General features: G+C 50.3%; 19 protein-coding genes and 1 pseudogene. 11 read left to right on the forward strand and 9 right to left on the reverse strand.

Going from position 1 to position 25,883, the window contains the following annotated elements; translation table 11 throughout:
* Nucleotides 1-14: 14 nt before the first annotated feature.
* Together ACIS_RS04460 and ACIS_RS05605 are read right to left on the reverse strand one after the other, a co-directional pair.
* Nucleotides 15-2,099 carry a hypothetical protein gene (locus ACIS_RS04460; RefSeq protein WP_238523272.1) on the reverse strand — a complete coding sequence of 695 codons (2,085 nt, stop codon included), beginning with the start codon at nt 2,097-2,099 and terminating at the stop codon, nt 15-17.
* Entirely contained in the window at nt 2,056-2,481 is a 426-nt protein-coding gene (locus tag ACIS_RS05605) for a hypothetical protein (protein ID WP_012880983.1), read from the reverse strand. The genes ACIS_RS04460 and ACIS_RS05605 overlap by 44 nt, the downstream gene beginning before the upstream one ends.
* Before the next feature lie 237 nt (nt 2,482-2,718).
* Between ACIS_RS05605 and lpdA the strand changes: the two genes are divergently transcribed.
* Nucleotides 2,719-4,131, forward strand: a complete 1,413-nt coding sequence (lpdA, locus tag ACIS_RS04465; protein WP_012880984.1) for a dihydrolipoyl dehydrogenase — start codon at nt 2,719-2,721, stop codon at nt 4,129-4,131.
* Nucleotides 4,132-4,277: 146 nt separating this feature from the next.
* On the opposite strand, the pseudogene ACIS_RS05500 reads toward lpdA, so the two are convergent.
* The 7 genes and pseudogenes from ACIS_RS05500 to ACIS_RS04495 form a co-directional block, all read right to left on the reverse strand.
* Nucleotides 4,278-4,397, reverse strand: a pseudogene (locus ACIS_RS05500) (TrbC/VirB2 family protein); the annotation flags it as partial.
* Between the two features lie 198 nt (nt 4,398-4,595).
* A complete protein-coding gene (locus ACIS_RS04470; RefSeq protein ID WP_148207721.1) occupies nt 4,596-5,957 on the reverse strand; it encodes a hypothetical protein in 1,362 nt (453 codons plus the stop codon).
* A 512-nt stretch (nt 5,958-6,469) separates the two neighbouring features.
* Nucleotides 6,470-7,861 carry a sigma-54-dependent transcriptional regulator gene (locus ACIS_RS04475; RefSeq protein WP_187286242.1) on the reverse strand — a complete coding sequence of 464 codons (1,392 nt, stop codon included), beginning with the start codon at nt 7,859-7,861 and terminating at the stop codon, nt 6,470-6,472.
* A 250-nt stretch (nt 7,862-8,111) separates the two neighbouring features.
* Nucleotides 8,112-8,825, reverse strand: a complete 714-nt coding sequence (locus ACIS_RS04480; protein WP_238523273.1) for a cell division protein FtsQ/DivIB — start codon at nt 8,823-8,825, stop codon at nt 8,112-8,114.
* Nucleotides 8,826-8,871: 46 nt separating this feature from the next.
* Nucleotides 8,872-9,882 (reverse strand): D-alanine--D-alanine ligase, encoded by a 1,011-nt coding sequence (locus ACIS_RS04485; RefSeq protein WP_012880987.1) that lies wholly within the window; start codon nt 9,880-9,882, stop codon nt 8,872-8,874.
* A 134-nt stretch (nt 9,883-10,016) separates the two neighbouring features.
* Nucleotides 10,017-10,943: a glutathione synthase gene (gshB, locus tag ACIS_RS04490; RefSeq protein WP_012880988.1), complete on the reverse strand. Its 927-nt coding sequence runs from the start codon at nt 10,941-10,943 to the stop codon at nt 10,017-10,019.
* Between the two features lie 14 nt (nt 10,944-10,957).
* The gene (locus ACIS_RS04495; RefSeq protein WP_012880989.1) at nt 10,958-11,545 is read right to left on the reverse strand and encodes a BON domain-containing protein; all 588 of its coding nucleotides are present in this window, start codon (nt 11,543-11,545) and stop codon (nt 10,958-10,960) included.
* A gap of 418 nt (nt 11,546-11,963) precedes the next feature.
* Here ACIS_RS04495 and aspS point away from each other — a divergent pair, with 418 nt between their 5' ends.
* From aspS to ACIS_RS04545, 10 genes are all read left to right on the forward strand, one after another.
* Nucleotides 11,964-13,742, forward strand: coding sequence for an aspartate--tRNA ligase (gene aspS, locus ACIS_RS04500; protein ID WP_012880990.1), 1,779 nt, complete (start codon nt 11,964-11,966; stop codon nt 13,740-13,742).
* Nucleotides 13,743-13,934: 192 nt separating this feature from the next.
* The gene (locus ACIS_RS04505) at nt 13,935-14,558 is read left to right on the forward strand and encodes an HAD family hydrolase (protein WP_041651288.1); all 624 of its coding nucleotides are present in this window, start codon (nt 13,935-13,937) and stop codon (nt 14,556-14,558) included.
* Between the two features lie 2 nt (nt 14,559-14,560).
* Nucleotides 14,561-15,070: an RDD family protein gene (locus ACIS_RS04510; RefSeq protein WP_010262934.1), complete on the forward strand. Its 510-nt coding sequence runs from the start codon at nt 14,561-14,563 to the stop codon at nt 15,068-15,070.
* Between the two features lie 295 nt (nt 15,071-15,365).
* Nucleotides 15,366-18,020: a pyruvate, phosphate dikinase gene (gene ppdK / locus ACIS_RS04515; protein ID WP_012880992.1), complete on the forward strand. Its 2,655-nt coding sequence runs from the start codon at nt 15,366-15,368 to the stop codon at nt 18,018-18,020.
* A 369-nt stretch (nt 18,021-18,389) separates the two neighbouring features.
* Nucleotides 18,390-19,910 carry a proton-conducting transporter transmembrane domain-containing protein gene (locus tag ACIS_RS04520; RefSeq protein ID WP_012880993.1) on the forward strand — a complete coding sequence of 507 codons (1,521 nt, stop codon included), beginning with the start codon at nt 18,390-18,392 and terminating at the stop codon, nt 19,908-19,910.
* Nucleotides 19,911-19,986: 76 nt separating this feature from the next.
* The gene (locus ACIS_RS05610; RefSeq protein ID WP_010262926.1) at nt 19,987-20,196 is read left to right on the forward strand and encodes a hypothetical protein; all 210 of its coding nucleotides are present in this window, start codon (nt 19,987-19,989) and stop codon (nt 20,194-20,196) included.
* A 116-nt stretch (nt 20,197-20,312) separates the two neighbouring features.
* On the forward strand, nt 20,313-20,852 hold the full coding sequence (locus tag ACIS_RS04530) for a c-type cytochrome (protein WP_012880994.1): 540 nt from the start codon (nt 20,313-20,315) through the stop codon (nt 20,850-20,852).
* A 107-nt stretch (nt 20,853-20,959) separates the two neighbouring features.
* On the forward strand, nt 20,960-21,742 hold the full coding sequence (locus tag ACIS_RS04535; RefSeq protein WP_012880995.1) for an alpha/beta hydrolase: 783 nt from the start codon (nt 20,960-20,962) through the stop codon (nt 21,740-21,742).
* 89 nt (nt 21,743-21,831) lie between these two features.
* Entirely contained in the window at nt 21,832-24,069 is a 2,238-nt protein-coding gene (locus ACIS_RS05160) for a hypothetical protein (RefSeq protein ID WP_148207723.1), read from the forward strand.
* Between the two features lie 85 nt (nt 24,070-24,154).
* On the forward strand, nt 24,155-25,798 hold the full coding sequence (locus ACIS_RS04545) for a hypothetical protein (RefSeq protein WP_148207724.1): 1,644 nt from the start codon (nt 24,155-24,157) through the stop codon (nt 25,796-25,798).
* The last annotated feature ends 85 nt before the right edge of the window (nt 25,799-25,883 follow it).

The following is a 25,883-nucleotide window of genomic DNA, read 5'->3' on the forward strand; positions in this document are numbered from 1 at the left end:
AACGTTAAAGTAGGCTAAAGCTCACTTGCATTGGTGTAGCCGCGTTCCATTGGCGTTGAACAGACCGGTTCTGACGTTCCTCCGACAACGTAATAGGACCTTGATCCAGACTCGTGAAAAAGGTCTAGGCCTTCTTCACAATCTAGACGATAAATCCTGTTGCGAAAGTTGACCACCTTTCTGTATCTTGCCACAAATACCTTAACTGCAGCTACTAGTGCCACAAGCAGAGCAATTCCCACAGCCACAGAACTCCATTTGATAGCGTCACTAATTGCACTAGTGCCAGTGCTTACTGTACCGCTGTCGGCGGATCTAGCAAACCGCGCGTGGTCACCACCAACAGGGGTAACAATCGAGCCGGAAGCGCCACCACCAATGGGTACACTGCCCACCTGAGCGTGGCCACGGTTCTGCCCTAAAGTAGTCCGGTGCCTCAAGGTAGTGCTAATCGCAGACGATTGATCATGGCCACGTCTGTGGGAATGTGAACTTTCAGAATTTGCACCGCTAACATCTCCGACAGCATCGTGAGCAGCGCTCATATGGGGAGTCACCACAGAAAGAGATTCGGTGCTCGAGCCTGTCCATGTCTTTTTGGTAACTCCGGAGGGCACTACGTGCTCACCACCGACATGGTGCACAGGGTGTGCGCGGGGTGTGAAGCCTTGTGTAGCGTGCTCTGCCGCATCGGTCGTGACTTTCGGCTGTGTGCCTGCATCATGATGTTCTGCAGATGCTGACATCGCACCGGGATCAGACTCAGTAACCTCCCCAGACACGGCACCCAAAGCGTCCTCCGCGTGTGTGGTAAACTCATATGCTCCCTCGGAAGGAGTTTCTTCTGGTTGCTGACTTGGTGCCTGAAGGTACCTCACTGGGTATGCAAATTCGGTTACATCCAGATAGAGCTCCTCATGCTCGTTATGGCCCTCTACAACAACTGAAACTGTGCTGGTACTTGTACCAACCTCATTAATGCGAGGTACAAGTTGAAGCCCTTGGCTCGCAATATCAATAAATTCACGGATGCTCAGAGCGCTAGCACGTACTGTGGTGGCGTATACGTTACATCCGCAGTTGCCGAGCATAAGTTGGTCTAAGCGAAGCTCGTACATGTGTACCATACTGAATTCATCAACAACAGTTATACCGACACCACCATCTTCTAGGAGTTTTACGTTCATGGAGGTAGGCTGCATACCAAAGTTCAATACCCGGTGAAAAACTTTGCGCGTCTTACCATCATATGCCGCAATGCTAAGGCTTCGCTTGTCTACATACATGGTGTAACGTACACCCTGAATCTCTATGTGGTTCACAAAACCAATCGCATCTGACTCAGACAAAATAACTGCCCGTCCTCCTATGTAACAACCTGTTGAGCACTCAGCATCCTGACTTCTCGCGCTGTATGGAATATCCGCGTAATATGCCTTGTACGGCATCGCGTACTGCTGGCCTTCCCTTTGTATGTACCTACCCACATATGTCAGGCCAAGCTTGCCTGCCCTCGAGCCCCATACAACAAGTTGTTCGGGAGTGCCCGTCTTAGGGTTAGCCCCAGCACGGCTGAATAAATGCCTACTAGAAGCGCCAGTTCTACTGCGTGGCTTTATCAGGCTGAAGTCCTTGCCAGAAAGTCTCCACATAACGTATGCTTGGTCCGAGGGATTTGCCCTCTTGTCCTTCGCCCTACTAACAATAACAACATCACCTCTGTCATCTCTGGCAACGCCCAGAGGCTGGGAATACAAACCGGTGCGCTTTCCATCAGTGTTTAGCGTGATGCTCTTCTCTTCCGCAATACTCACTGTACCAGAATTATTCACTGAGTACACTTTGGCTATCACCGCCCTTGCGTGTGTGGCCACGCGCCCATTGGAGACCCCACGCTCAAGTGTCGCAAATACTACCTTGTGCGTTCCGCCCTCATCAAATGCCACAAATGCTGGTGGATAGTCAGAGGCATCTTGCAAGGCGATGGGGTGGCTATTGACTTTGACAGTCCCAACACCTTCACTGGAAAGAGCTTTAAAATGCAGATCGTACCCTTCACCGGCTGCCTCCACATAATACGCCGCAAAGGCGCGCGCCATTGCCCCAGAATCGCACATTTTTGCTACCCAAGAAATGCAGGCTGTCTGCCCCCTCACCCGGCATATGTTCGGGCTCTGCATCAATATCGCGTGCTGACACCACTGGTCGTTCCTGCTCATAGCTGCGTCCTATATGGCCGTACAAGCCCGGGTGCTCCTGCCTATCTTGTTGTAGCTTGTCACTGGCTCTACGCAGATTGCCGCCAACAACTTGCCACTCTTCTGGCAATTTCAAAGGCGTTTTTACCCCATGTTTAGCATCTATTGCAGGCGTCCCACCCGCTTCTGGGCCACTTTGATTATCAGTGGGCACGGCATCGTCACTCTGGTGTGGCGCTCCCTCTGCAACATTGGTCCCGTGTGTTACACCACTACTGCCCATGAGGAGTCCAGCTAACTTATTAAATTTCGGTTTCCACATCTTAAACAATCCTTAATATTTTAACAGGAGCATTAAAATATTAATTTTTCTACCAGAAATCAATCTATTTCGATGTGATCCTCACCTTATGGTCTCCACTCACCGGGACAACAGCACTCCTCACATACATAAAATTCCGTTGCGAGTACCGGTCGTTTTGCATATCATTCCGCCATCTCATGTGTGTTCGCGGACTCTATGGAAAGCTGTGACGTGGTAGTTGTGGGTAGCGGACCTGGTGGGTACATTGCCGCCATACGCGCTGCCCAACTTGGTTATAGCGTTACCGTGATTGAGAAGGAGGAAAGTCTGGGGGGGGTGTGCTTGAACTGGGGGTGCATTCCTACAAAATCACTACTAAAATCTGCGGAGATATACAGCACACTGCTTAAGGCAGACTCTTTCGGTGTGACAGTCAGCGGAAATGTAAGCGTAGACATTTCCAAGGTTGTGGCACGTTCCAGGGAGGCCGTAAGTAAGCTTGGGCACGGTGTTGCTGGGCTAATGAAGAAGCACGGCATCAGAGTGCTCATGGGCTTCGCTCAGGTGTTGGGCGGAGGAAAAGTGGCAATTGCGCAGGAAGGTGAGCCTTTGACGCTCACAGCAAAGCACATAATACTAGCTACAGGGGCAAGTGCTAGGCCAGTTCCCGGATTGGATGAGAAAATGTTGTGGATGGCTAGGGATGCTATGCTCCCTAAATGCCTACCGAAGTCTCTGCTGATTATCGGCAGCGGGGCTATAGGAATTGAGTTCGCAAGCTTCTACAGCCACATGGGTAGTAAAGTTACCATAGTGGAAATGCAAGATCGCATCCTGCCTTTGGAAGACAAGACAGTTTCAGAATCTATGCAGAAAATCCTGCAGGCACAGGGCATTGAAATCTTGACCGGGGGCTCCGTATGCTCACTCAAGAAGGCGGGAGCGGCAATGCAGGCACAAGTCAAACTCGGTACGCAAAAGGTTGTCACCTTAGAGTGCGAAAAGGCAATTGCAGCCATAGGGGTTATCCCAAACACGCATGGGTTGGGCTTGGAGAACACTAAGGCAACCCTGGACGAGCGCGGATTTATCGTGACCGACGACTGTTGTCGCACGGCCGAACCGGATTTGTATGCCATAGGGGACGTGGCCGGTCCGCCGTGCCTTGCACACAAAGCCAGCCATGAAGCGGTCATATGCGTTGAGGGAATGGCCGCGTCTGATGGTATCTTGAAAGACAAGCCTCATCCACTCGGGGTACATAACATACCCAGCTGTATATATTCAATTCCGCAGGTTGCCAGTATAGGGCTCACGGAAGAGCAAGCCAGGGCCCAAGGGCTTGACATCAGAGTGGGAATCTCACGCGCAAATTGCAGCGGGAAGGCTATAGTCTCTGGGGCAGTCGATGGTTTTGTGAAGGTCATTATAGACTCTACGTCGGGGGAGTTGCTTGGCGCACATATGGTGGGAGAAGAAGTCACTGAGATGATCAACGGGTACGTGGTGGGCAAAAACCTAGAGGCTACCGACCTAGACCTACTGTCAACAGTGTTCCCACATCCTACGTTGTCGGAGATGATGCACGAAGCCGTGCTGGCCGCGCTTGGTAAACCACTCAACGGCTGACCTCCGTAGACACGTTGCCCCCGCCGATTGGGGCACTAAACACATTGATCTAGTTCCCGTTCGTCGCTTGATCCCCGCATAACCCGCGGTTTAGCTCTCCTATGGGTTGATTATGCAGGCCCATTAGGAAACAGAAGAGGGGGGACGGCTGTATCATCAGCTGCATCACCAGTACCAGTAGCAGCACTAGCCCCAGCAGGTACACCATGGAGGATACTCCATGTGAAGACTCCAGCAATCAGTAAGAATCTAAGTTTAAGCAACATCACCACCACTCCCTTAAAACTTCTAAATCAGCTCTGACTACTCTCACATTCAAACTCATTCACACCCATATCACTGACTCTAGCCTCAGCAGAACCTGCAGTGATGAATAACCATATAAATGTAATCATGGCTGTTACTATGTATCTTGGTCTAATACTCAATCTTCCCCACAACTTGGTACACCCATCAACTTCTACTTACCAGTCCAGTACACAGGGCTTGGCTCTAACTTCCTTAACCTCAGCTAATTCCCTCAATCTCTCTTCCAATCCCAATTCCTTCAGTTCCCTTATTGCAGCTAGCTCTACCAGTGTGTTCTTGAGTGCCTTGTGCTTCTCTTTCTCTTGCTCCAGTTGATGCACTGCGGACAACTTCCCCTTGATTGCTATCTCCTTCTTCTGGAGCTCTCCCCTAACTGCCTCTAGTTGCTTGGAGTCCCTCAGCTTCTTCACCAGCTTCTCTAGACTCTCTTTCTCCTTCTCCCACTCCTGCTTTACCTCCTCCAGTGTCTTGCCTTCAGCTCCGAATTTGTGCAACAGCCACTTCTTCACAAGCTCCAGTTCCGTACCCTTTAATTTCCCTTCCACTTCCTTCATCTTCCTATCTTCTAGTTTCCCTATGCTCACCTCCACCAATGCCTTGAGCTGTGCTATCTCTTCTGATTCTCGGAACTTATTAAGCTCCTCCACCGTCATCTTCTCCCACTCCTTGTCTCCCAGACTCTTCTCTACTCCCTCCTTCAATCCCTTTATTGTTTCTAGTTCTTCTAGCCTGCTCTTGAGATCCTTAAGCTTCACTACTGCCTTTATGCCCTTGAGTCCCAGGCTTGTCACATCCTTCTTTACTTTCTCTACCTCCTCCACCACCACCTTCAACGTCCCTTTCTTGAACAGCGGTATCTTTTCCAGTTCTACCAAACTCTTCTCTACCTTCCCCTTCAGTTCCTCCACCTCCTTCACCAGCTCTCCAAGCTTTTCTATCTCCTGCCCCACTTTCTCTGCTGTTGCCAGCTCCTCCACCTTTATCTTCTCCAACTTCTCTATCTCCACCTCTATCTTCTCCTTTGCCTTCTCCACCTCCTCCAACTTCTCTACGCCCAAAGCTTTTAGTGCTCCTTGCAGCTTCACCCACTTCCCTATCTTTTCCCACTCTTTCTTATCCTGCAGTTCTAGAGTTGTTACCACTGCCTTCCTTGCAGCTTCCACCTCAGTCTCCAGTTTCTTCTCCATCTCCCCTATGCTGTCCTTCACCTTCTGGATCTCCTCAGTCTGCAGCTTCTCAAGTTCTTCTAACCACTTAAGTTCTCCAAGTTCAGCTAGTTTACTTACTTGCTTTTCTAATTCATGTTGTAACTTCACTAACTCATCAGCTCTACTTAGTTCTTGAATAACTAGTCCCTCATCAACTCCTACCATCTCTCCCATCAGGAATGTATCACCATCAGCACTAGGTACTGCACTACCAAGTACTGCACTACTAAATACAGCCCTTACAGGACTAGCTGTTCCTGCTCCTATACTATCTACTACTTCCTTCCTAAACCTCTTCACATCCCCCATAGACATCCTACCCAATGCACTGGATAGTAACTGACCCCTCACTGTATCTAATGTTAGATCTCTACCTAGAAGGGGACTAGGTGGTAATGTAGGTGTGTTGGCAATGCAACACCAAGAAAGTTGGGAGTGCGAGTAGTACACAGAGGTGGTGTGGGAGAGTAGGGACTTGGGTGGTGCCAGAGGGTAGTGACACAGCTGGGAGTGCGAGTAAGAAGTAAGGAGACCTGAGGGTAATGACACAGGTGTGGGCAGCACTTTGACTGTACTTTAAGAACAACATTAGGTGGTTATAGATGGTAGCAAGACCACAGTGGGATGAGCTAAGGAACACCCGACTGTTTGCAGTATCAACATGAGCCTGGGAAGTTGTAGGGCAGGGAGTGATGTGCTGTGTAGGTGACTAGTTGATATGGGTGTGTCAGTGCAACACCAAGAAAGCTGGGAGTGCTAGTTTACCGAATATAGCCATGATGCTGGAACCTAATATCACTCCTGTCATGATTGACCGCTACTTAGCTGCCACAGAGGCCTAAGGCTTTCAGCTTCCTATGCAATGCAGACCTTTCCATCTTAATAAACTCGGCGGTTTTGGACACGCTGCCACCAAACCTTGATAGCTGCGTCCTGAGATAGTGTCTTTCAAACTCTTCTCTCGCCTCCCTTAGAGGCGCAGAAACTATGTTGGTAAACGCGTTATTTATTGGTGAGCCACTGGCAATTTCCGCGGGAAGATCGTTTACTGTTATGATGTCCTTGGAGGATTGCATAATCAAAATCCATTCCAGAACATTGCGCAGCTGACGCAGGTTTCCTGGCCAACTGTATGATTGCATAGCCACTATGGCATCTTCACTAATGGGCCGGGGCAACAATCCCATTTTCCTGCATATGCTACGCATCAAGTACTCGCACACTTCCGGAAGATCCACACAGTACTCTGAAAGAGAAGGAACCCTGATAGGAAAAACACCTAGTCGGTAGTAAAGGTCCTCGCAAAACCTTCCTAGCTTCACCTCCTCTTCAATCGCGCGAGAAGAGGATGCAATGACACGGGTGTCCACAGTAACCGGGCTTTTCCCGTGCTCCCTGTATATTCTACCTTCTTGAAACAGTCGCATCAACCGCATCTGGGCATCATACCGCAGGTTTGTGACCTCATCTATGAACAAAGTACCATGGTTCGCCTGTTCTATGATGCCAACACTGTGGGGTACAACATTGGGCAACGCCTCGCTACCACTTTCACTGCCAAAGATGTTTTCCAAGTAGCTACTTTCGGGCAAAATGGAAGGGCAAAAAGATACAAACGAACTATTGTACCCCCTAAACTTCCGGTGCACGAACCTGGCAACTACCTCCTTTCCAGTACCAGGCGCGCCAGTGATCAGTATCCGACTGCAGGTGGACGCGGCTTTGCTGATCGTACTCCTGAGGTTTTTGATCTGCGGTGAACTCCCCACAATCTCGTAGTCCTCAAAAAGAGATCTGAGCTCGCGGTTCTCCCTTTTCAACCTACCAGACTCAACAGCACGCTTCACCACTAATTTCAGTCTATTCTCAGTAAACGGCTTTTCTATATAGTCGTAAGCACCTATGTGCAAGGACTTCACGGCAGTGGCTATGTTTCCATGGCCGCTAATCACTATGACGGGTAGGTGGGGGTACCTACATCTTAGCTTTTCTAGAACACTGAGCCCGTCAATATCGGACCCCTTCAGCCATATATCTAACAGCACCACATCCGGCTCCCGCTCATAAGCAAGCTTGATAGCTGTTAGTCCATCATGTGATACATTGGTGACGTAGTTATCGTCACTTAAAATATCCTGGACCATAGCCCTGAGATCCGCTTCATCATCTACAATCAGTACTTCTGGCGTATAAAACCTCTTAGCCCTAGACATAAACCCCACACTCTCTCAGATCAGCAAACATTCTACCTGGCACAGTAAAAATACGCTTAACCGGACACGCGCCGACTACCAGGCAAATATCATTAGTCACACCCTAAGATATTTCTACACATGCGTATATTCAATCAAATAATGCAGGATGTCCGAAACTTATTCATAGCATCCACAACATAAGTACATAACATGCCCACCTAAAGGGGACATAGCGCCAGGCACACATTTTTAAAAATTCGACCACATCCTACTTCTTTATGAAAATTTTGTCTGGAATTCGCATGTCAACAACCTTCCACATCAGCAGTTCGCCAGAAGACTTGTACAGCTGAGCCAGGTAATTCCACGCCGCTTGTGGATTATTTTCGGGTAGCCTAACCTGCAATCCGCTGGAAAAGCCAACATCCCAACGCCTGTTTCCTAGCCATGAGAAAGATGATACCATGGTGCTCAGCATTCCCCCGTTGCTGAGCACTTCACGCACGAAATGCAAACCTTCTAGAGCCTCATCTCCATAAATTGACACCAAGTCGTCAAGACGTTCGTCTGAGTTCATAATTACGTGCCCGGTGTTATCAATTATTGAGTTCACCCCATGGTGACGCCAATTGGCAAATGCTGCATACTCCTCAATTGTTATGCGCAATATACCATTGGCCAATTCTCTATGCACAGCAACTTCCTTTACCCAGGGACTGTGAGATTTTATGCGATTCCTTAACGCGCTCAGCGATAGCAAAACTATCGGGCTGTCTCTGTTGACCATACTTAAGATCTCTGATGTGGGAACAGTGCTGTTTCCCCTAATTACAACTTCCTTCGTAGAAAACCCCGTATCAACGAGAGCGCTGGAAACTGTTGCATAGAGACCATCCACCCACAACTTTACACTCCTAAAGTCCGGCACTCCCCAACCAGCAACAAAAACCACTGCACCCACCACAAAAACACGCTTGACCATGCGTACACCTAGAGGCACATCACGAGTTGCGAATGTGTGACAGCCGTTACCCATGGCACTCCTGCACATAAGCCGGCCTACGCTTCATCAGTGCATCAACGTGCTCCCTGCAGCTATCATCACCACACAGCGCGTCTTTTACTATAAAATCCACAACTTGGTCAAAATCCAATCCGCATCTCAACCACAAAATTTCCGGCAGCGCCGAACACGCAGTCATGCCAGGGTGAGTATTGATCTCCAGCAGCTTGAGCGCTTTGTTTGCCTTATCATACCTAAAATCCACTCTAGACACAGTTCTGCACCCCAAACATTGGTACAGCTTCACTGCCCATTCCATGGTCAAGCTATATACGTCATCGGAAAGATTGGCCGGGAATACGTGCCTACATAGCCCTTCCACATACTTTGCGTCATAGCCATACACTCTACCCTCAAACAAGAATTCCATGGTGCCAATTGCCCGACCCAGAAATACGGCGGTGTGTACCTCTTGCCCAGGTATGTACTCCTCCACAAGCATTCTGCCTTCTAGCGCATCGGCATGAACGGAAAGATCGAGATATTCGGATCTGGAGAAAATTGCATGCACCCCAATCGTTGAACCGCCACATATGGGCTTTATCACAAATGGATAGGGCATCACTTCTTTGGCAGATAGCACTTCCTCCTTAGTGAGCACGCTAAACTCCGGGAAGTCTATACCCAGAGACTTAAGCACATGCTTAGTAAGCACTTTGTCCATACCAACTGAAGACGCTGCAACTCGAGAGTGAGTGTAGGCCAACCCAAGTATATCTAACAACCCAGAAGCGCAGCCGTCCTCACCCTGCCCGCCGTGCAATGCATTGTAGACAAGGTCCGGAGCCATAGCCAGCAGCTGATGTGCGGACTCCCTATTCAGATCCACAACAGCCGCACGGTGCCCCAGCCTACCCAAAGCATCCGCAATCCTCTTCCCACCCGCTAGGGATACTTCACGCTCCGGAGATGAGCCACCACACAGCACCGCAATCGACAGCACATCGTCCGCATTACACGCGAGACCAACCGGCATAGAAAGCTCCCCATCCAGCTAAAACCTCCCACCAGAGACGCGCCGCGATAGCACGAACAGCACAGACACGCCAGCCATGGTAAAGCAAAACGCTGTGCTATGCAAGGAAAGCACCTACATTTATCACGCGCACGTTATGGTGATCTATGTAACAATGCATATTCAAAGTAGTCCCAGCAGTCCCTCTCTAGGGTCTTTCCGTACACTTGGTTAATCTCCAGAATACCGCAAGGTGAGGTAACGTTCACTTCTATAAGGTGGCCTCCTAAAATATCAATTCCAGCAAACAATATATCAACGCTGGACAGCAGCATTCCCACATCGTGGCATATTTCACGCTCTCTATCCGAAAGCTCGGTTGCCTCAGGCGTCGCTCCCACTCTGAGGTTGGTTCTGATCTCACCCATAGCGGTAACTTTTCGCCGTACCGCCCCGATGGGTCTGCCGCCCAACAACACTACCCGCTTGTCACTGCTTATGTCATCAATAAACTGCTGCGCAACCAAGGGTGCTTCGTAACGCTCAACCATCGCCGACGATATTGCGCCAACATCAGCCCTGCCGCAGATTCTGCATACACCATTGCCTCCATAATCATACAGTGGCTTGAGCACTATATCTCCATACTCTGCGTAGAAAGCACTTATCTCACTCACACTTTCGGTGATTAAGGTTGGGGGAATAAACTTAGGAAATGACAGCGGCAGTAGCTTCTCCGGGTGGTCTCTAATCGCTTTAGGATTGTTTATCATGAGGATATCCAGCCGCTCAAGCAAGTAAGTTGTGGTCACGTATCGCATATCGAAAGGGGGGTTTTGCCGCACAAACAGCATGTCCAGCTTCCCCAGCGGAAGCCTAGTTTTGTCATGAAAATGTAACGAATCCGCACCCACGCGGACAGAAAACGCCTCAGCAACCAACTCCCCACACACAAATGCGAGGCTGGTTGGCCGGTAAAAAAACACCTCGTGCCCACGACGTTGGGCCTCTTCTACAAGTTTTACTGAAACATCACGCCCAACTACGACGTCTTCATCCATCTGGAAGGCAACTTTGAGCACGAATACCTCACCCTTTAGCGACGCAACTTGCTGTGTTTCAGCCTTACGTAGCTTATTACCTGCTTTACGCCTTTAACCCTTTTACTAATCCCGATTACGGAGTTCAGCTCTTTCTGGCTCTGGGCTATACCCATCAGGTACACAACCCCTCCAACAGTGTTGATGCTGTAGTTTACAGACTTGATCCCCGCATGGGCCACCATACGAGCTTTTATCTGCGCACTGATGGCGCTATCTATAGCAACCTCTTTCAAGGTTACTTCGTCTTTGTCTACTGCAATTTCGTTGACAACCTCTTTAACCTCACTCTGCTGCCACGCCACCCTTTCGGCTTTTAGCCTCTTATCGGGAGAATCAACAGTGCCCGTCAACAGCACCCTCCCTTCGCTGACACGGACGGTAATAGAGGAAAATATGCCATGCTGAAACAGCTCCTTATTAATCTTGATTAAGATTGCGGCATCATCGATAACATCGCCGACAGAACGCTCCTGTAGCGCCACCACAGCCCCAGTCACCACAGCAAGGCCGGCAACCATGAGACTACAGCCAGTCTGGGTACTTATCAAAAGCACCGCCAGTAGCAAGGCCCTGCACCTCATCCCACAATCTACTTTGAGTTAACGCATGATGGACGACTTATAAATAAATCGGAGCCGCATGTAAATATAAATCATACCCATGAGTGAGTAGGTATCGCTTATTAAGCGAAATATTAGCACGACACAACCCCATCCATAGGCGCAAATTTGTATACCAACTGGGTTACAACTAATTAATGGCAAACCCGCGCAAATTTGTAGGGCACCGTGCTACATCAACAGCACCCCGGACAACCTGCGCGGGACATAAGCCTGGCCACCATGAGTGCCTACTAATTCCAGACATTGCTAACTCAATGCCACCAGATACTTGGTCCGTGGGCAAGACGAGGCCGCAAATTGCAGGGCGCCAACTTTTTCATAGCCTTCAGCTAGATTGTGGTAAAGAATATGCTCATCTTCCGGTAATACGGCACATATGAACATATACAGAACTCACGTATGTAATGAATTGGGTGTAGCCCATGTAGGAAACGAGGTAGCCCTCTCAGGATGGGTGTACAGAAAGCGCGACCATGGAGGGCTTTTATTTGTCGACCTCAGAGATTTTTATGGGATCACCCAGCTGATTTTCAATGAGTCTGAAAACCCAGAATTGTTTAATCGCATGGCCACTATAGGGCTTGAGAGCGTTATTACGGTCAGGGGCATTGTGGCAGAGAGGAGCGAGGATAATGTCAACGCATCAATAGAAACCGGGCACGTGGAAGTCAAGGTCAGCACCCTAACCGTGGTCTCAGAAGCGGCCCCCTTGCCATTACACGTACCAACAAGCTTTAGCTATCCGGAAGATATAAGGCTGCAGCACAGGTTTTTAGATCTGAGGTGCGACAAAGTAAAAAACAGCATACTGCTCAGATCAATGGTCGTATCAGAGCTGAGAAGAGCCATGGAAGCCCTGGGATTCATTGAGGTGCACACTCCCATTTTGACCTCATCTTCCCCGGAAGGCGCAAGAGATTATATAGTTCCAAGCAGGACCCACGCTGGTAAGTTTTATGCTCTACCGCAGGCCCCGCAAATCTTCAAGCAACTGCTTATGGTAGGTGGGTTTGATAAATACTTCCAAATTGCACCCTGTTTCCGCGACGAAGATTCTAGAGCAGACAGATCACCCGGGGAGTTTTATCAGCTAGACATGGAAATGTCTTTCGTCACCCAGGAGGATGTCTTCGCGGCGATTGAGCCGGTGCTGTATGGCCTATTCGCTAAATTTGCTGGTGCCGACAAGAAAGTTGACAGGCAATTTCCAAGAATTACTTACCGCGATTCTATGATACGTTACGGGTCAGACAAACCAGACCTTAGAAATCCGATAGTAATTTCCGATGTGACTGAAATCTTTCGCAATTCCGGATTCAGGACATTTCAAGCCGGGGTTGAAGCCGGCGAAGTGGTTAGGGCAATTCCTGCTCCCAACACTTCTGGGAAGCCGAGGAGTTTTTTTGATGACAAAATAGAACGAGCAAAGGAGTTCGGCGCACGCGGCCTCGGCTACGTAACATACGAAGCAGATGGAACCGCCAAGGGGCCCATAGCCAAGTTTCTGAGTGAAGACGAACTTGCACGCATAAGATCTGCAGCGGGAGTTGACAATGGGGATAGCGTGTTTTTTATGTCGGACACAGCTGACAAAGCCGCAGATTTCGCGGGCAAGATTAGGGAATTGTTGGGGCTTGAACTGGGCTTGATTGAGCATGACACTTTCAAGTTCTGTTGGATAGTAGACTTCCCCTACTTTAAGTGCGAAGACGGGAAATTGGATTTCTGCCACAACCCATTTTCCATGCCACAAGGGGAAATGGAAGCACTCGAGCAGCAAAATCCACTCGACATAATCGCCTATCAATACGACATCGTATGTAACGGCATTGAAATATCGAGTGGGGCAATACGTAACCATAGGCTCGACGTAATGTACAAAGCATTTTCCATGGTTGGCTACGATGAACAGACTGTAAACTCCAAATTTGGGGCTTTGGTGCGCGCATTCAAGTTCGGAGCGCCCCCGCATGGAGGGCTAGCCCCCGGAATTGATAGGATAGTAATGTTGCTGGCCGACGCACCCAACATTAGAGAGGTGATATGTTTTCCGCTGAACCAAACCGGCGAAGATCTGCTCATGGGAGCACCGTCTGAGGTGAGCCCTGCACACTTACAGGAGCTCTCAATCGCCCTGAACATCAAGCGCAAATAGCCTAATGTGGGCTGCACGGCAGCCGCCACCCCGGCATTAGGCCATAGATGCGGGCAGTCCCTTTAGCAAAGCGATCTACGCTACATTATGAGGTTGTCACACAGTTCACAAAAACGTAAAGTACTGGCTCCGTTGGTTTAACCGAGTTTTAACTACGGCATTGTTGAATGTGTGTGAACAAAGGGAGTGTCTATGCGTCCTCCAGTAGCGGTAATTTTTGACTGGTGTAACACTTTGGTGACAGGTAGTGCACTAGACTACGAAACGGTGGATAAGGTTCTAAAGCACATGGGCCGCAGCGACATAGACCTTGCCTCCGTAGATCCAAGCACGGTCGATAGGTACTTGGTGCACTCCTTAGGATCGAGATGGAAGGAGGCCTCAGCCTTATATATGGAGTTTGCCGAAAAATCCACGAGGGTCAGGAAACTTATTCCCAGCAGCAACGTGCTGGAATTGCTGGAGCTTTTGTACGACAATGGAATCAGTATGGGCATAGTGAGCAACAAAAACGGGCCGTCGCTTCGTGAGGAGGTGCGTGCCACAGGGTTGTCAAAGTATTTTTCTGCAATTATAGGTTCTGGTGACACCCCAGAAAACAAGCCTTCCCCCAAACCCGTAATCGCGGCACTTGAGATATTGGACGTTACTCCTAGCGAGCAGGTGTTTTTCGTGGGAGACAGCGTTTCAGATGTTGCGAGCGCGAGGAGTGCGAAGTGCTTGCCCATAGTGTACGGCGGCACCGAAGTTGAGGGCGTGTTGTCATTCAGGAATTTCATCGACCTTTGCGGATTTGTTAGGGGTCTGCTGAATTAGATATGAAAAAGCTTGAGCTTGCTAGCATACCGAGAAGGATCTTGGCTAATATCATCGACATGGCTCTGGTATCTTGCTCTGCACATCTGATACATTCTGTAACGCATGATCACGGCTACGCGCTGTTCCTGGTTTTTATGGTGGTAACATGTTGCTACCATACGTATCTGTATGCATCCCCACTAAAGGCATCTGTAGGGCAAAAAATCTTGGGAATCTTTACCGCAACGTGTGACGGCACTGTAGTGAAAACGGGTGTGATATTTAACAGAACGATATCGCAGTTTCTGTGCCCAACTGTAGCTCTTTTACTGTTACAATCATTAGATGTAGTTGACGCTGGACCGGCTATCTTGAGCGTGCTGTTTCTCTTTCAGGCCGCAGTGCTGCTGTTTTGGTCTTACTGGTATGCAATTGCCTTATTCTCTAAAAATCGACAGACATTACACGACACGCTCTACAACACTGTGGTACTGGTAAAGAGGCCTAAGGCTCCTAGAAAGCCCAAGTAGGATTCCGCTCTTTCGGCGGCCGCGCTCCGGCATGCACACAGGGAAGAACAAGAAACCAACGCTCGGCCAGGTTACGCTTGCGGCGCACGGTAGCACGCAAATTCTGTGCAGCCGGCAGAGCCCGTGCCCCACCTGCCCGATGGTGCGATGGTGGCGCGCGGAAAACATTGTACACATTCTGCGCAGCATTGGAGCTTGTGTAGTTGCGCTGCCGAATGTTAAGCCTTATTATCCTACGATGGAGGCGTGTGGTGTCGCGTCCTTATCCCATCTTCTCGGAGTCTGGTAGGAGTGTATGAGTGAACTGTTGATTTACCACTTCAGCAAAAGCAAGTGCGATGGTGGCTCGCATTTGGCAAACTTGCTTGGTAACAAGGGGGCAGGTTTGGCTGAGATGTGCAGAATTGGCATCAACGTTCCTCCCGGTTTTACAATCCCAACATCAGTGTGTGGGCACTATCACAAACATGGAAAGCTCCCTGAAGGCCTGTTTCAACAATTACAAAAAGCTTTGCAACATTTGGGCAACGAAATATCGCTGGAATTTGGCAATCCCGATCGTCCACTGTTGGTGTCCGTTCGTTCAGGTAGTGTCCGGTCCATGCCCGGCATGATGGACACTATACTAAATGTGGGGATAAACGACGAAATTGTGGAAGGGTTGAAGCGGGCTTATTCGGAAAGGTTCGCGTATGACAGCTACAGAAGGCTGATACAGATGTACGCCACTACGGTAATGCAGCTGGACAACCACCTGTTTGAAGAAGGGTATGACAGAAAATGCCGAGAGCTGTCTCTGCTGCCGGGTGGACCAATCGCTGACGTTTCAGCGCTGTCAGAACTGGTCACGGAATTTAAGCACTTAGTGCTCAAACACGGGGGCGCGGAGTTCCCCCAGAACGTACATGAACAGCTATACAACGCTATCGGAGCGGTTTTTAGGTCCTGGATGAACAGTAGAGCAGTTGCCTACAGAAAGGTGTATGGGATTTCATCCGAAATTGGTACTGCAGTCAACGTGCAATCCATGGTATTTGGCAACGTTAGCCAAAACTCTGCAACCGGTGTGGTATTCACAAGAAACCCATCCACAGGCGCTAAGGAGATTTTTGGAGAGTTTCTCATAAACGCGCAGGGGGAGGATGTAGTATCTGGCAACAAGGATCCGGCCCCTATAAGCCTCATGGAGCGAGTGATGCCGCGCGTCTACGGGGAGCTAGTTGAGGTGTGCCACAAGTTAGAACAATCCTACAAAGACATGCAAGACGTCGAATTCACCGTACAAGACGGCAAGCTGTGGATTTTGCAGACAAGAGCAGGCAAGCGCAGCGCGCAGGCTGCAGTACACCTTGCTGTTGCTATGGTCAAGGAGGGGTTAATTTCAAGAGAGGAGGCCATAAACAGGATAGACCATACCACACTGAGCGGGTTATTACACCCAGTATTGGACGGTGGGTCTGACAACGCCGTGGTCTGCAGGGGGTTGCCTGCATCTCCGGGGGCGGCGTCCGGATGCGTTGCATTTACATCAAGTGATGCGGAGTCACTAAAAAAGCAGGGAAAAAACGTAATACTGGTACGGCAAGAAACCAGCCCGGAAGACATAGGCGGCATGAGCAGTTCTGTGGGAATACTAACGTTGAGAGGCGGGATGACGTCTCATGCTGCGGTTGTGGCCCGAGGCATGGGAAAACCATGCATTTGCGGGACTAGTGGCCTTTTTATCGATAAGAGCGGAGAGTTTTTTTACAATGGAGAAGGGTTAAAGGTCGCCCAAGGGGAGAACATCACCATAAACGGTAGTACTGGAGAGGTGATGTTAGGTACGGTCAAAACCGTGACACCGCAACTTCCTGAAAGCTTTAGCGAACTGATGAGTTGGGTAGATGAGGTCAGAACCATAGGGGTGATGGCAAATGCAGATACCCCAGAAGATATGAAAACTGCAAAACAATTCGGGGCCGATGGCGTTGGGCTGTGCAGGACGGAGCACATGTTTTTCTCTGACGGGAGAATAGCAACCGTACAGGAAATGATAGTAGCAGGTGACAAGCAAGAACGGGACAATGCGCTGGCGAAAATAGAGATCATGCAAAAGAACGACTTTAAGGAGATGTTCGCATGTATGCAGGGCAAGCAAATCACCATAAGGTTGCTGGACCCTCCGTTACATGAATTTTTGCCCACCAGCCGCGAAGTTTTGGAAGACATTGCAAACAGGATCGGCAAACCCCTGGAGCACGTACGCAACAGGGTGTCCGCATTGTCTGAGAAAAACCCAATGCTGGGTCACAGAGGTTGCAGGTTGGCAATTTCCTATCCGGAAATCTACGAAATGCAGGTACGGGCGATTTTTCAAGCTGTAGGGGAGCTGCGCGAGGAAGGGATAGCAGAAGTCGTGCCAGAAATTATGGTACCTTTTGTAATGGACGAGGGAGAAATAACCCGGGTGGGCGATCTGGTGCGGCGCGTTGCCGAGCAATTTAACAACGCACCATATAGTATCGGGGTTATGATTGAGCTCCCCAGGGCTGCACTACTTGCCGACAGGTTGGCAAAACACGTGCAGTTTTTCAGCTTCGGCACGAATGACCTAACACAAACAACGCTGGGCATGTCTCGGGATGACTCTTCAAAGTTCGTCGAACATTACACGAGTGCTGGCATACTGCGTTCTGACCCCTTCGAGCTCCTTGATGAACAGGGAGTGGGCAAGTTGATAGAGATTACCATGAAGCTTGCGCGAGAATCCGGCGCAAAAATTAAGACTGGAATGTGTGGGGAGCACGGCGGGACGCTGGAAGCCATGCAGCTGTGTGCCAAACTGGGCATCGATTACGTATCTTGCTCTCCCTATAAGGTGCCCGTGGCGAAGCTTCTAGCCGCTAAGTGCGCAATTGCTTGCAAGCAGCTGACATTGTCCAACGGGGCAGTCACCCAAAGCTCGTGAGTGTAATTTTATAGAGTAGATTACAAGCCAGCGACGCCAATCAAGCGTCAATGTTCCCCCACTTTTCGCCACACAGATATACCACATACACAACTGAATACACCTCGTGCGTGTTATCTCCAGCTGCACTCATCATCGTACATTTGTACATTTATAATGAGCGCCGATACGCAAAACTTCAGCACAAGGCAGCACTGCGCCGGTTGTGTACGGCACATCCCGCACTGCAAGTTTGCATACTAGACGGCAACATGGAACGGTGCAAGGCCTCCTCCATGGCAACTTACCTTCCATGAGTACAAAAGTAAAGTGTTTTACTTTCGGGTGTTTTGTTGCTATTAATTGTGGCCTACGTGCTGTGGGTGAGTGATGACTAAGCTTCTGTGCATGTGCAGTGTAGGCGCTTCGCTGCTTGGCGCGGTATCGTTGCCGTTTGCATCGGCGGTGCTGATCTTAGCATTTCGCAATGTACGCCGTGCTTATGAAGTTTTAACTCTGGTATCTTCGTGCGCGTTGGTACCAATCTTGTACCGTATATATGTGCTTTGCGCCGGCGGCCAGGGTGGCGCGGTTCTGCGTTATGAAATGACGTCATCACTGTGTATTGCTCTTCAACCGGAAGCCCTTGGCGTGGCATTTGCACTCATGGTCTCGTTACTGTGGCTTATAACCAACGTCTATACAATATGCTACATGAACAAAACGGACTCAAAAAACAAAAAACGCCACCCGGTCTTTTACTCCTGCTTTGCAGCCAGCGTCGGCTGCACTTTATGCGTGGCTTTTTCCGGTAACATAGTCACCCTATTTGTTGCATACGAAATTCTTACCGCATGCACTTATCCCTTAATCATACACGGGCTGAGTGCAAGCTCCATAGAGGGAGGCAAGTTCTACCTAAAAACATTACTATGCGCTTCCATGCTGTTTTTTCTTCCTGCAGTAATAATGATTTGCGGGCTGGGGGGTGTGGAATCATTCGGCACTGCAAGTTTCATATCTGAAACACACCCGGCCTTCTTACCAGTTTTGCTCATCCTGCTGTGCTATGGAGTTGCCAAAGCTGCAATTGTACCAGTACACGTGTGGCTGCCCAGGGCTATGGTGGCCCCAACTCCGGTAAGCGCGCTACTGCACGCAGTGGCTGTGGTTAAGTCTGGGGTGTTTACAATTATAAAGATTGCAGTATACGTACTTGGCGTACGTGGAATGGGCGAATATTACGCCTCAGCAGGTGGAACTATATATAACTGCAATGTCCTGATGTACTTATCCGCCGCAACCATAATTGTAGGCTCGGTCATGGCTATGCAACAGAGTAATCTAAAAAAGTTGCTGGCGTACTCCACAGTTTCGCAGCTCTCCTACATAACGCTGGCAGTCTCTATGTATACCGACGGGGCAATTAGGGCAGCTGTTTTGCAGATGGTGTGCCACGCTTTCGCTAAGATTACATTATTCTTTGCCGCAGGTGCAATATACGCAGTCACGGGCAAGACTAGCGTCAAGGAAATGGACGGTATAGGGCGTGCGATGCCTCTTACAGCCGCAGCGTTTTGCATCGGGGCTTTGGCGATGGTTGGGGTGCCGCCAGCCTCAACCTTTTGGGGAAAGTTCTCAATTCTGTCAGAAGCAATGGGCAGTGGACATATTGTGGTAGTGCTCACAGTAGTGGCGAGCACCTTGCTCAACACCTTGTATTTTGTCCCGATAATATACAGGGCGTTCTTCATCAAGCCTTCGGCGAAAAGCGGCAGAAAGGAGGCCCCCGTGCCAATGCTCGCAGCCATGATGGCCACGTCCGCGTGCACGATCGCGCTGTTTCTATACCCAAACATCGTTTTCGGAGTGTTAGATCGTATCGGACTTGCAGTCACGTTCCCCAAATAACGGCATTCCTGTGCCAGCTCCCAACTATGTGCAGCAAATCAATGAAACCAAAGGGTTCAAACCGCCCTCCACCGAGATGACTGCGGCCGAGACTCCCATGGGCATCGCTCGGCTGATGCTCAAAGCAGTGCAGATCTCATGCAGTAAATGGGCCGAGCCGGCTTGGAACGGCGTTGTCATAAGCCTTGATGACGCACCACTCAAGTGGGGCATGAAATCAAAGGGATTCAAACTGGCATCCACCGGGATGATGGCAGACCAAGAACTCCCAGCACCTATAAGTTAAGTCTCGATGCAGTTGTTCGTGCCAAAACGCAAATCGGCTTGATTGTGTTGGGAATTTTATGTATTGACTGCGTTGCATGATTGAACTAGCTTTCTTTAGTTGGGTTTATCGGTAAGTTGGGCGTGGGTTTCAGGTTCAATAGAGTTGCCACTGCCATCTTGTTGGCGTCCTTCGTGATATTATTGGTGAGCAACGTAGTTGATCTGCTCTATAACCCCGACGAAGACCCGCCCAGAGGGTACAGCGTAGATGTTGGCAGTAAGCAGCCTGCCGCTACGGACGCGGGAGCGGGTGATGCCCAGCAAGAGGTAGATTTAGCATCTCTGATGTCAAACGCCAGCCCGGATAGGGGGAAGAGCGTATCCAAAAAGTGCGTCGCGTGCCACACCTTTGACAAAGGCGGCCCCAACAGAGTAGGCCCCAACCTGTGGGGCATTATAGGTGCAAAAAAGTGCAACACCCCCGGGTTCACATACTCTAAGGCGTTGTCTAGCACGCAGGGCGACTGGAGTGAGGAAGAGTTATTTAAATTCCTCAAAAGCCCACAGAGCTATGCCAGCGGAACTCGTATGTCCTTCGTGGGCCTTTCAAAACCCCAAGATATCGCAGATCTGCTTGCGTATATGAAGCAGCTTAAGCAGCAGGAAGGCGAATAGTAGGCCCGGCACGTTCGCAGACGTCAAAACTTCCGAACAGGAGGCGGCACATTCTTCAAAAGGAGATTGTATTTTTCGGATTGTGAAGCATTACCGATTCTCATACAATGCTCAGGCAATCGTGTGTTGGGGCTGTTGTGGGCGAGGAAAAGCGGCTCGAGTTGGGCAATTCTAGTTACATATCATACATGCAGACCACGGTTCAAAGCCCCGTGTCTGTTGTGTTTTTCGGGGGCTTTATGTCCGATATGCACGGCACAAAAGCGCAGCATTTGTTCGAGTACTGCAAATCCCACGGAGTGCACTGCACAGTTTTTGACTACTTTGGTCATGGTAGTTCGAGCGGCGAGTTTCAAGAATGCACAATAAGCGACTGGTACGCTAGCTGCGTGAGCGTGGTTGAATCCCTGACGAGCGCGCCTTTGGTTATAGTGGGCTCTAGCATGGGAGGGTGGCTCATGCTGCTAACTGCTCTATCTCACGGCAGAAGAGTACGGGGGCTTGTTGGCATGGCGCCTGCACCAGATTTTACGGAATCGTTGGATTTGAGCGAGTCGCAGCGCGCAGAGATGATGCGCACAGGCAAGACCATAAAAAATACGGATAACTGCAGTTATGTGATTACCAAAAAACTTATAGATGACGGCAAAGCCCATCTGCTTATGAACAAGCGTGAGATCGCGGTGGAGTGCCCTATGGTGCTCATACACGGTATGGATGACACAGTCGTGCCTTATCAAGTTTCTCTAGAAATAGCAGGTAAAGTAAAATCTGGGGATGTGCGCGTGCACCTGAGTAAAAGCGGGACCCATCGTCTCACAGATGAGCACTCGCTCGGTCTGATGCTCGAATCGGTAAAGGGTCTTATGCGGCCCAGCGTGCCGGTATGACCTCGGTATACTAAAATGTTAAAATTTTTCTTGAAATTATACACAATTATGGTATCCTCCCCGTTCTGAATACAACTAGGAAGTGGTGTGTGAAAATGGATAAGAGGATTTGTGGAGAGGGAGGTGCTGCGGTTCACAGAGCAGTGCCTGTAGCGCCCGATGATCAACAGCGGTGTGTGAAAATGGATAAGAGGATTTGTGGAGAGGGAGGTGCTGCGGTTCACAGAGCAGTGCCTGTAGCGCCCGATGATCAACAGAGGAAGAAGCAGAGGCCGCTAATAACCCGGATAGTGTTGCGTATTGTCGCGTTTATTTATATGCTCGTGGCCGTGGCTGTGCACGCCCTCTTAACAATAGTAGTTACGCCCCCTCGCTTAATTGTTAAGGCACTTAGAGCGTTGGATCGTCATGGGAGGGTGCAAGTTGCAGGGACTCGTGCATTATTGCACGAAGGTGCGAAGACTGTACATGCAATTGGGGCTGCAAGCAGGGATCAAGCGGAGAGATTGCGTCAGGGGCTCCCGGCGTTCGCGCCTGCAGCAGCTACTACAAGTAGTGCAACACAGGTACCTGCAGCAAAGGCGGCCACTGTAATTATTGAGGAGGATGCGGCACCTGCAAAGCGTCGGAAATCCCCGAAGAAGGCGGCAGCGACTGTAGATGATGTAAAGGAGGATGCGGCACCTGCAAAGCGTCGGAAATCCCCGAAGAAGGCGGCAGCGACTGTAGATGATGTAAAGGAGGATGCGGCACCTGCAAAGCGTCGGAAATCCCGGAGGAAGAAGGCGGCAGCGACTGAAACTGTGGAAGCAGCGCCTGCAGAAACAACAGAGGCAGATACTACAACTGTGGAAGCAACACCTGCACCTACAGCAGGCGTGTGGTGTGCATCATGCGGACACGTTCACCCACCTGCACCTGGGACAGCTACTACAACTGCAGCAACAGAGGATTCAACGTCCGCAGCAGATGCAGATACTACAACTGTGGAAGCAACACCTGCACCTGGGACAGCTACTACAACTGCAGCAACAGAGGATTCAACGTCCGCAGCAGATGCAGGTACTACAACTGTGGAAGCAACACCTGCACCTGGGACAGCTACTACAACTGCAGAAACAGAGGATTCAACGTCCGCAGCAGATGCAGGTACTACAACTGTGGAAGCAACACCTGCACCTGGGACAGCTACTACAACTGCAGAAACAGAGGATTCAACGTCCGCAGCAGATGCAGGTACTACAACTGTGGAAGCAACACCTGCACCTGGGACAGCTACTACAACTGCAGAAACAGAGGATTCAACGTCCGCAGCAGATGCAGGTACTACAACTGTGGAAGCAACACCTGCACCTGGGACAGCTACTACAACTGCAGCAACAGAGGATTCAACGTCCGCAGCAGATGCAGATACTACAACTGTGGAAGCAACACCTGCACCTACAGCAGGCGTGTGGTGTGCATCATGCGGACACGTTCACCCACCAGCACCCGCAGCAAAGGATCCTGAAGTTGAGCGCCTCGCTGGTGTGGAGATTGAGGATGATGTGTCCGATGACGACGAGGTTACTACATCCACTTATACGGAGACATCGGTGTCCGATGACGACGAGGTTGCCAAAAAAGGCGCACGGGCTGAACCGGCAGCTAGGCAGAGTGTGCGAGCTAAGATTGCCCTGGCTGTGCACACCATATATGGCAGATTGCGCATGACGTTCGTGATGCTCATGGAGATTTTCCTGATGCCTGGCTACGCTGCTATAGGCTGGATACATCCAGATAGGACTGCAAAGGGAGAGGTTGAATCCACCCATGTGGTAAGAGGAGTAAAGCATGCGGCACAGAAGACGGCACAGACGACAAAGTCGGCGGCGGCTTCACTGGCCGCGTCCGTTCGGCATATGTGGTACAGGCTGAGCGTCATGTTTATGATGATCGTGCACTTATTCTCAGGGACCTTGCCAGTGGCTATTGGTTGGCGGCGTGGGAGCAGTGAGCAAGCAGTTCCGCGCACATCTGTAGGAGCTGCAGTACCATGTAGAGCTGCGCAGGATAGGGCTGTCCCCGTCGTCGGGAAAGAAGCAGGTGCTGCTGTTGATAGAGACCCTACGGAACACGATGTAGAGGCAGTGTTTAGCGCGGCGGAGTCGCTGTTAAGACTGGAAAAGTTGTTATCGCAGATGCAGACTCCTACAGTACCAAGTGGTGGCGGATGTGCATCATGTGGACACGCTCATGCACCCTGTGCTGTTCCCCCTTCTCCGTCCGTCAGCGCGGCTCGGGTCAGTCCCGCAGCGCCTACGTGCTCCACGTTGCATGTTCACTAGAACCTGCAACGTGTAGGGGGAGTGTTTCCCGTACAGTGCTTAGGTAGTGATACGATAATTTTAGGCAGTGTTTTTGGTATTCGGTATGTCGACTGAAGTTGAAAGGCAGGGGCCTGTAGCGGCCGGTAGGGAGGATGTAGACCCATCAAATCCTTGCAGCATGGATCATGGCTCTCTCGAAAAGCGTACTGGCAAGGCTGAAACAAAACTGAAGGAGGCTGGTGTCAGGCTCGCCAGGGACACTGCCGCAATTAGACAGGCAACGCGTCCCACAGAATCTGAGATTGGCGCCATATCACGATTCGTGGAGAAGCGAACTCGTGAATACATGGACAAGTTCTACGATGGTATGAAGAGTCTGGGCATCACCGAAGACCATGTGGTGTCACACCAAAGGATACTGAAGCGAGAGGCTCTGAACAAAGGTGCAGAGTTTACCAAGAAAGATAGGCAAGGCCTCGCGCGTGAACTAGGACGAGCAGCACTTGACCCGGGCTCTAACGCAGCAAAGCAGTTTGCGCAGAAGGTGAAGGAAAGTCATAAAATCCTCGAGCAAGAAGCGCAGAAGGTGAAGGAAAGTCATGCAAAAGTCCAAGGAGCAAGGGCGCAACAGACTGGACCCGCGAATCATAGTAGTCCTGAGTTCATGTTTCCCACTCCGAAGGCTATAAGAGAACTTCCAGGTGCAAGCGAATACCCGAAGGTTATGGCACAACTGTTTCCTGACGCGACCAGGGTGTCCGCATGGAAACTTTTACGTGCTGAAGAGCTGCTTACCGCGCATATAAAAGCAGGGTTGAATCCTGATACATTCAATTTTGAATCGCCGGCTGTGCTACCTTCCAGTGAAGAGAAGCATAGCAAGCTCGATATCAGGGCGAGGTACGAACGAGAATGGAGGGCTATACGCAACCACCTGCTCAAGGAGGCGGAGGCCATGAGCAGGGAAGCGGCATGTAGACATGCGGAATGGGCGAGGAGTCGCGCAAGACGTGATGCAGAACTCATGGCTAGAATAACCCAGCACAACTACGAAGCGTCCGTAAGGGCTCTAGAGGACGAGGGGTTGGTGGTCAGTGATGAGATCAAGGCAGCCATCATGAAGAGGGAAAAAGCCCTCGAGCAAGCGGCAAGAGAGCGTGCAGCATCTGGTTTCCTGAAGCGTGTGTCGGATACGATTCGGGAAGCTGTTAGGGCCTTTAGGGAACGCTTTCTTTATAATGAGGAAGCGAGTCGTCGTACCGCTGAGGTTGAAGCAAAGCTAGAAAGGGCTGGTGTTAAGATTGAAGAGCAATCGGAGGTTGCCGTAGACGTTAGCAGGCTGCCTACTACAGCTCGGAGTACAGACAACAGCAGCCAGCTTCGGGACACTAGCGCGCAAGTGGAAAAAGATCGCGCGGCTGAAGAGAGAAAGAACCCGCTGTCGAAGTACGCACAAGAACATAAAGTTGTACGCAGCCGATTACTCGAGACCATACATGAGAGAGCGCAGATCATGCGCGAGCAAGCAGCGAGTAGACGTGCTGAACTGGCGAAGAGTCGCGCAGCTGCAGGAACAGCAAGTAGCGAAATAGAGGCGCTTCTTATCTTGGCAGAAGCAGCGTCGGTTAGATTGGCACACTTGTCATTGGAGCTGCAACAACAAACTCCCGCAACAAAGCATGTGGATGCACGCGTGGACGTTCATGCACCCCGCGTTGCTGCTCCCACCCCTTTGTCGTTCCGCTAGCGTGATCCGGGCCATCAGCAGCCTCTCGGCGTCCGCGAGCTCTATGTCGCAGGCTCGCTAGAAAGCCCTGCCTGCTGCAGGCGTT

The organism is Anaplasma centrale str. Israel, assembly GCF_000024505.1.
GTDB classification, from domain to species: Bacteria; Pseudomonadota; Alphaproteobacteria; order Rickettsiales; family Anaplasmataceae; genus Anaplasma; species Anaplasma centrale.

Bases quoted from the DNA above. Each gene is read 5' to 3' on its own strand.
- ACIS_RS04520 (WP_012880993.1), top strand. From the start codon at position 18,390: ATGACTAAGCTTCTGTGCATGTGCAGTGTAGGCGCTTCGCTGCTTGGC.
- ACIS_RS05605 (WP_012880983.1), bottom strand. From the start codon at position 2,481: ATGGGCAGTAGTGGTGTAACACACGGGACCAATGTTGCAGAGGGAGCG.
- aspS (WP_012880990.1), top strand. From the start codon at position 11,964: ATGAACATATACAGAACTCACGTATGTAATGAATTGGGTGTAGCCCAT.
- ACIS_RS04475 (WP_187286242.1), bottom strand. From the start codon at position 7,861: ATGTCTAGGGCTAAGAGGTTTTATACGCCAGAAGTACTGATTGTAGAT.
- ACIS_RS04535 (WP_012880995.1), top strand. From the start codon at position 20,960: ATGCTCAGGCAATCGTGTGTTGGGGCTGTTGTGGGCGAGGAAAAGCGG.
- ACIS_RS04470 (WP_148207721.1), bottom strand. From the start codon at position 5,957: ATGGGGGATGTGAAGAGGTTTAGGAAGGAAGTAGTAGATAGTATAGGA.
- ACIS_RS04510 (WP_010262934.1), top strand. From the start codon at position 14,561: ATGAAAAAGCTTGAGCTTGCTAGCATACCGAGAAGGATCTTGGCTAAT.
- ACIS_RS05610 (WP_010262926.1), top strand. From the start codon at position 19,987: ATGACTGCGGCCGAGACTCCCATGGGCATCGCTCGGCTGATGCTCAAA.
- ACIS_RS04485 (WP_012880987.1), bottom strand. From the start codon at position 9,882: ATGCCGGTTGGTCTCGCGTGTAATGCGGACGATGTGCTGTCGATTGCG.
- ACIS_RS04545 (WP_148207724.1), top strand. From the start codon at position 24,155: ATGTCGACTGAAGTTGAAAGGCAGGGGCCTGTAGCGGCCGGTAGGGAG.
- ACIS_RS04505 (WP_041651288.1), top strand. From the start codon at position 13,935: ATGCGTCCTCCAGTAGCGGTAATTTTTGACTGGTGTAACACTTTGGTG.
- ACIS_RS04480 (WP_238523273.1), bottom strand. From the start codon at position 8,825: ATGGTCAAGCGTGTTTTTGTGGTGGGTGCAGTGGTTTTTGTTGCTGGT.
- ACIS_RS04495 (WP_012880989.1), bottom strand. From the start codon at position 11,545: ATGAGGTGCAGGGCCTTGCTACTGGCGGTGCTTTTGATAAGTACCCAG.
- lpdA (WP_012880984.1), top strand. From the start codon at position 2,719: ATGGAAAGCTGTGACGTGGTAGTTGTGGGTAGCGGACCTGGTGGGTAC.
- ACIS_RS04460 (WP_238523272.1), bottom strand. From the start codon at position 2,099: ATGGCGCGCGCCTTTGCGGCGTATTATGTGGAGGCAGCCGGTGAAGGG.
- ppdK (WP_012880992.1), top strand. From the start codon at position 15,366: ATGAGTGAACTGTTGATTTACCACTTCAGCAAAAGCAAGTGCGATGGT.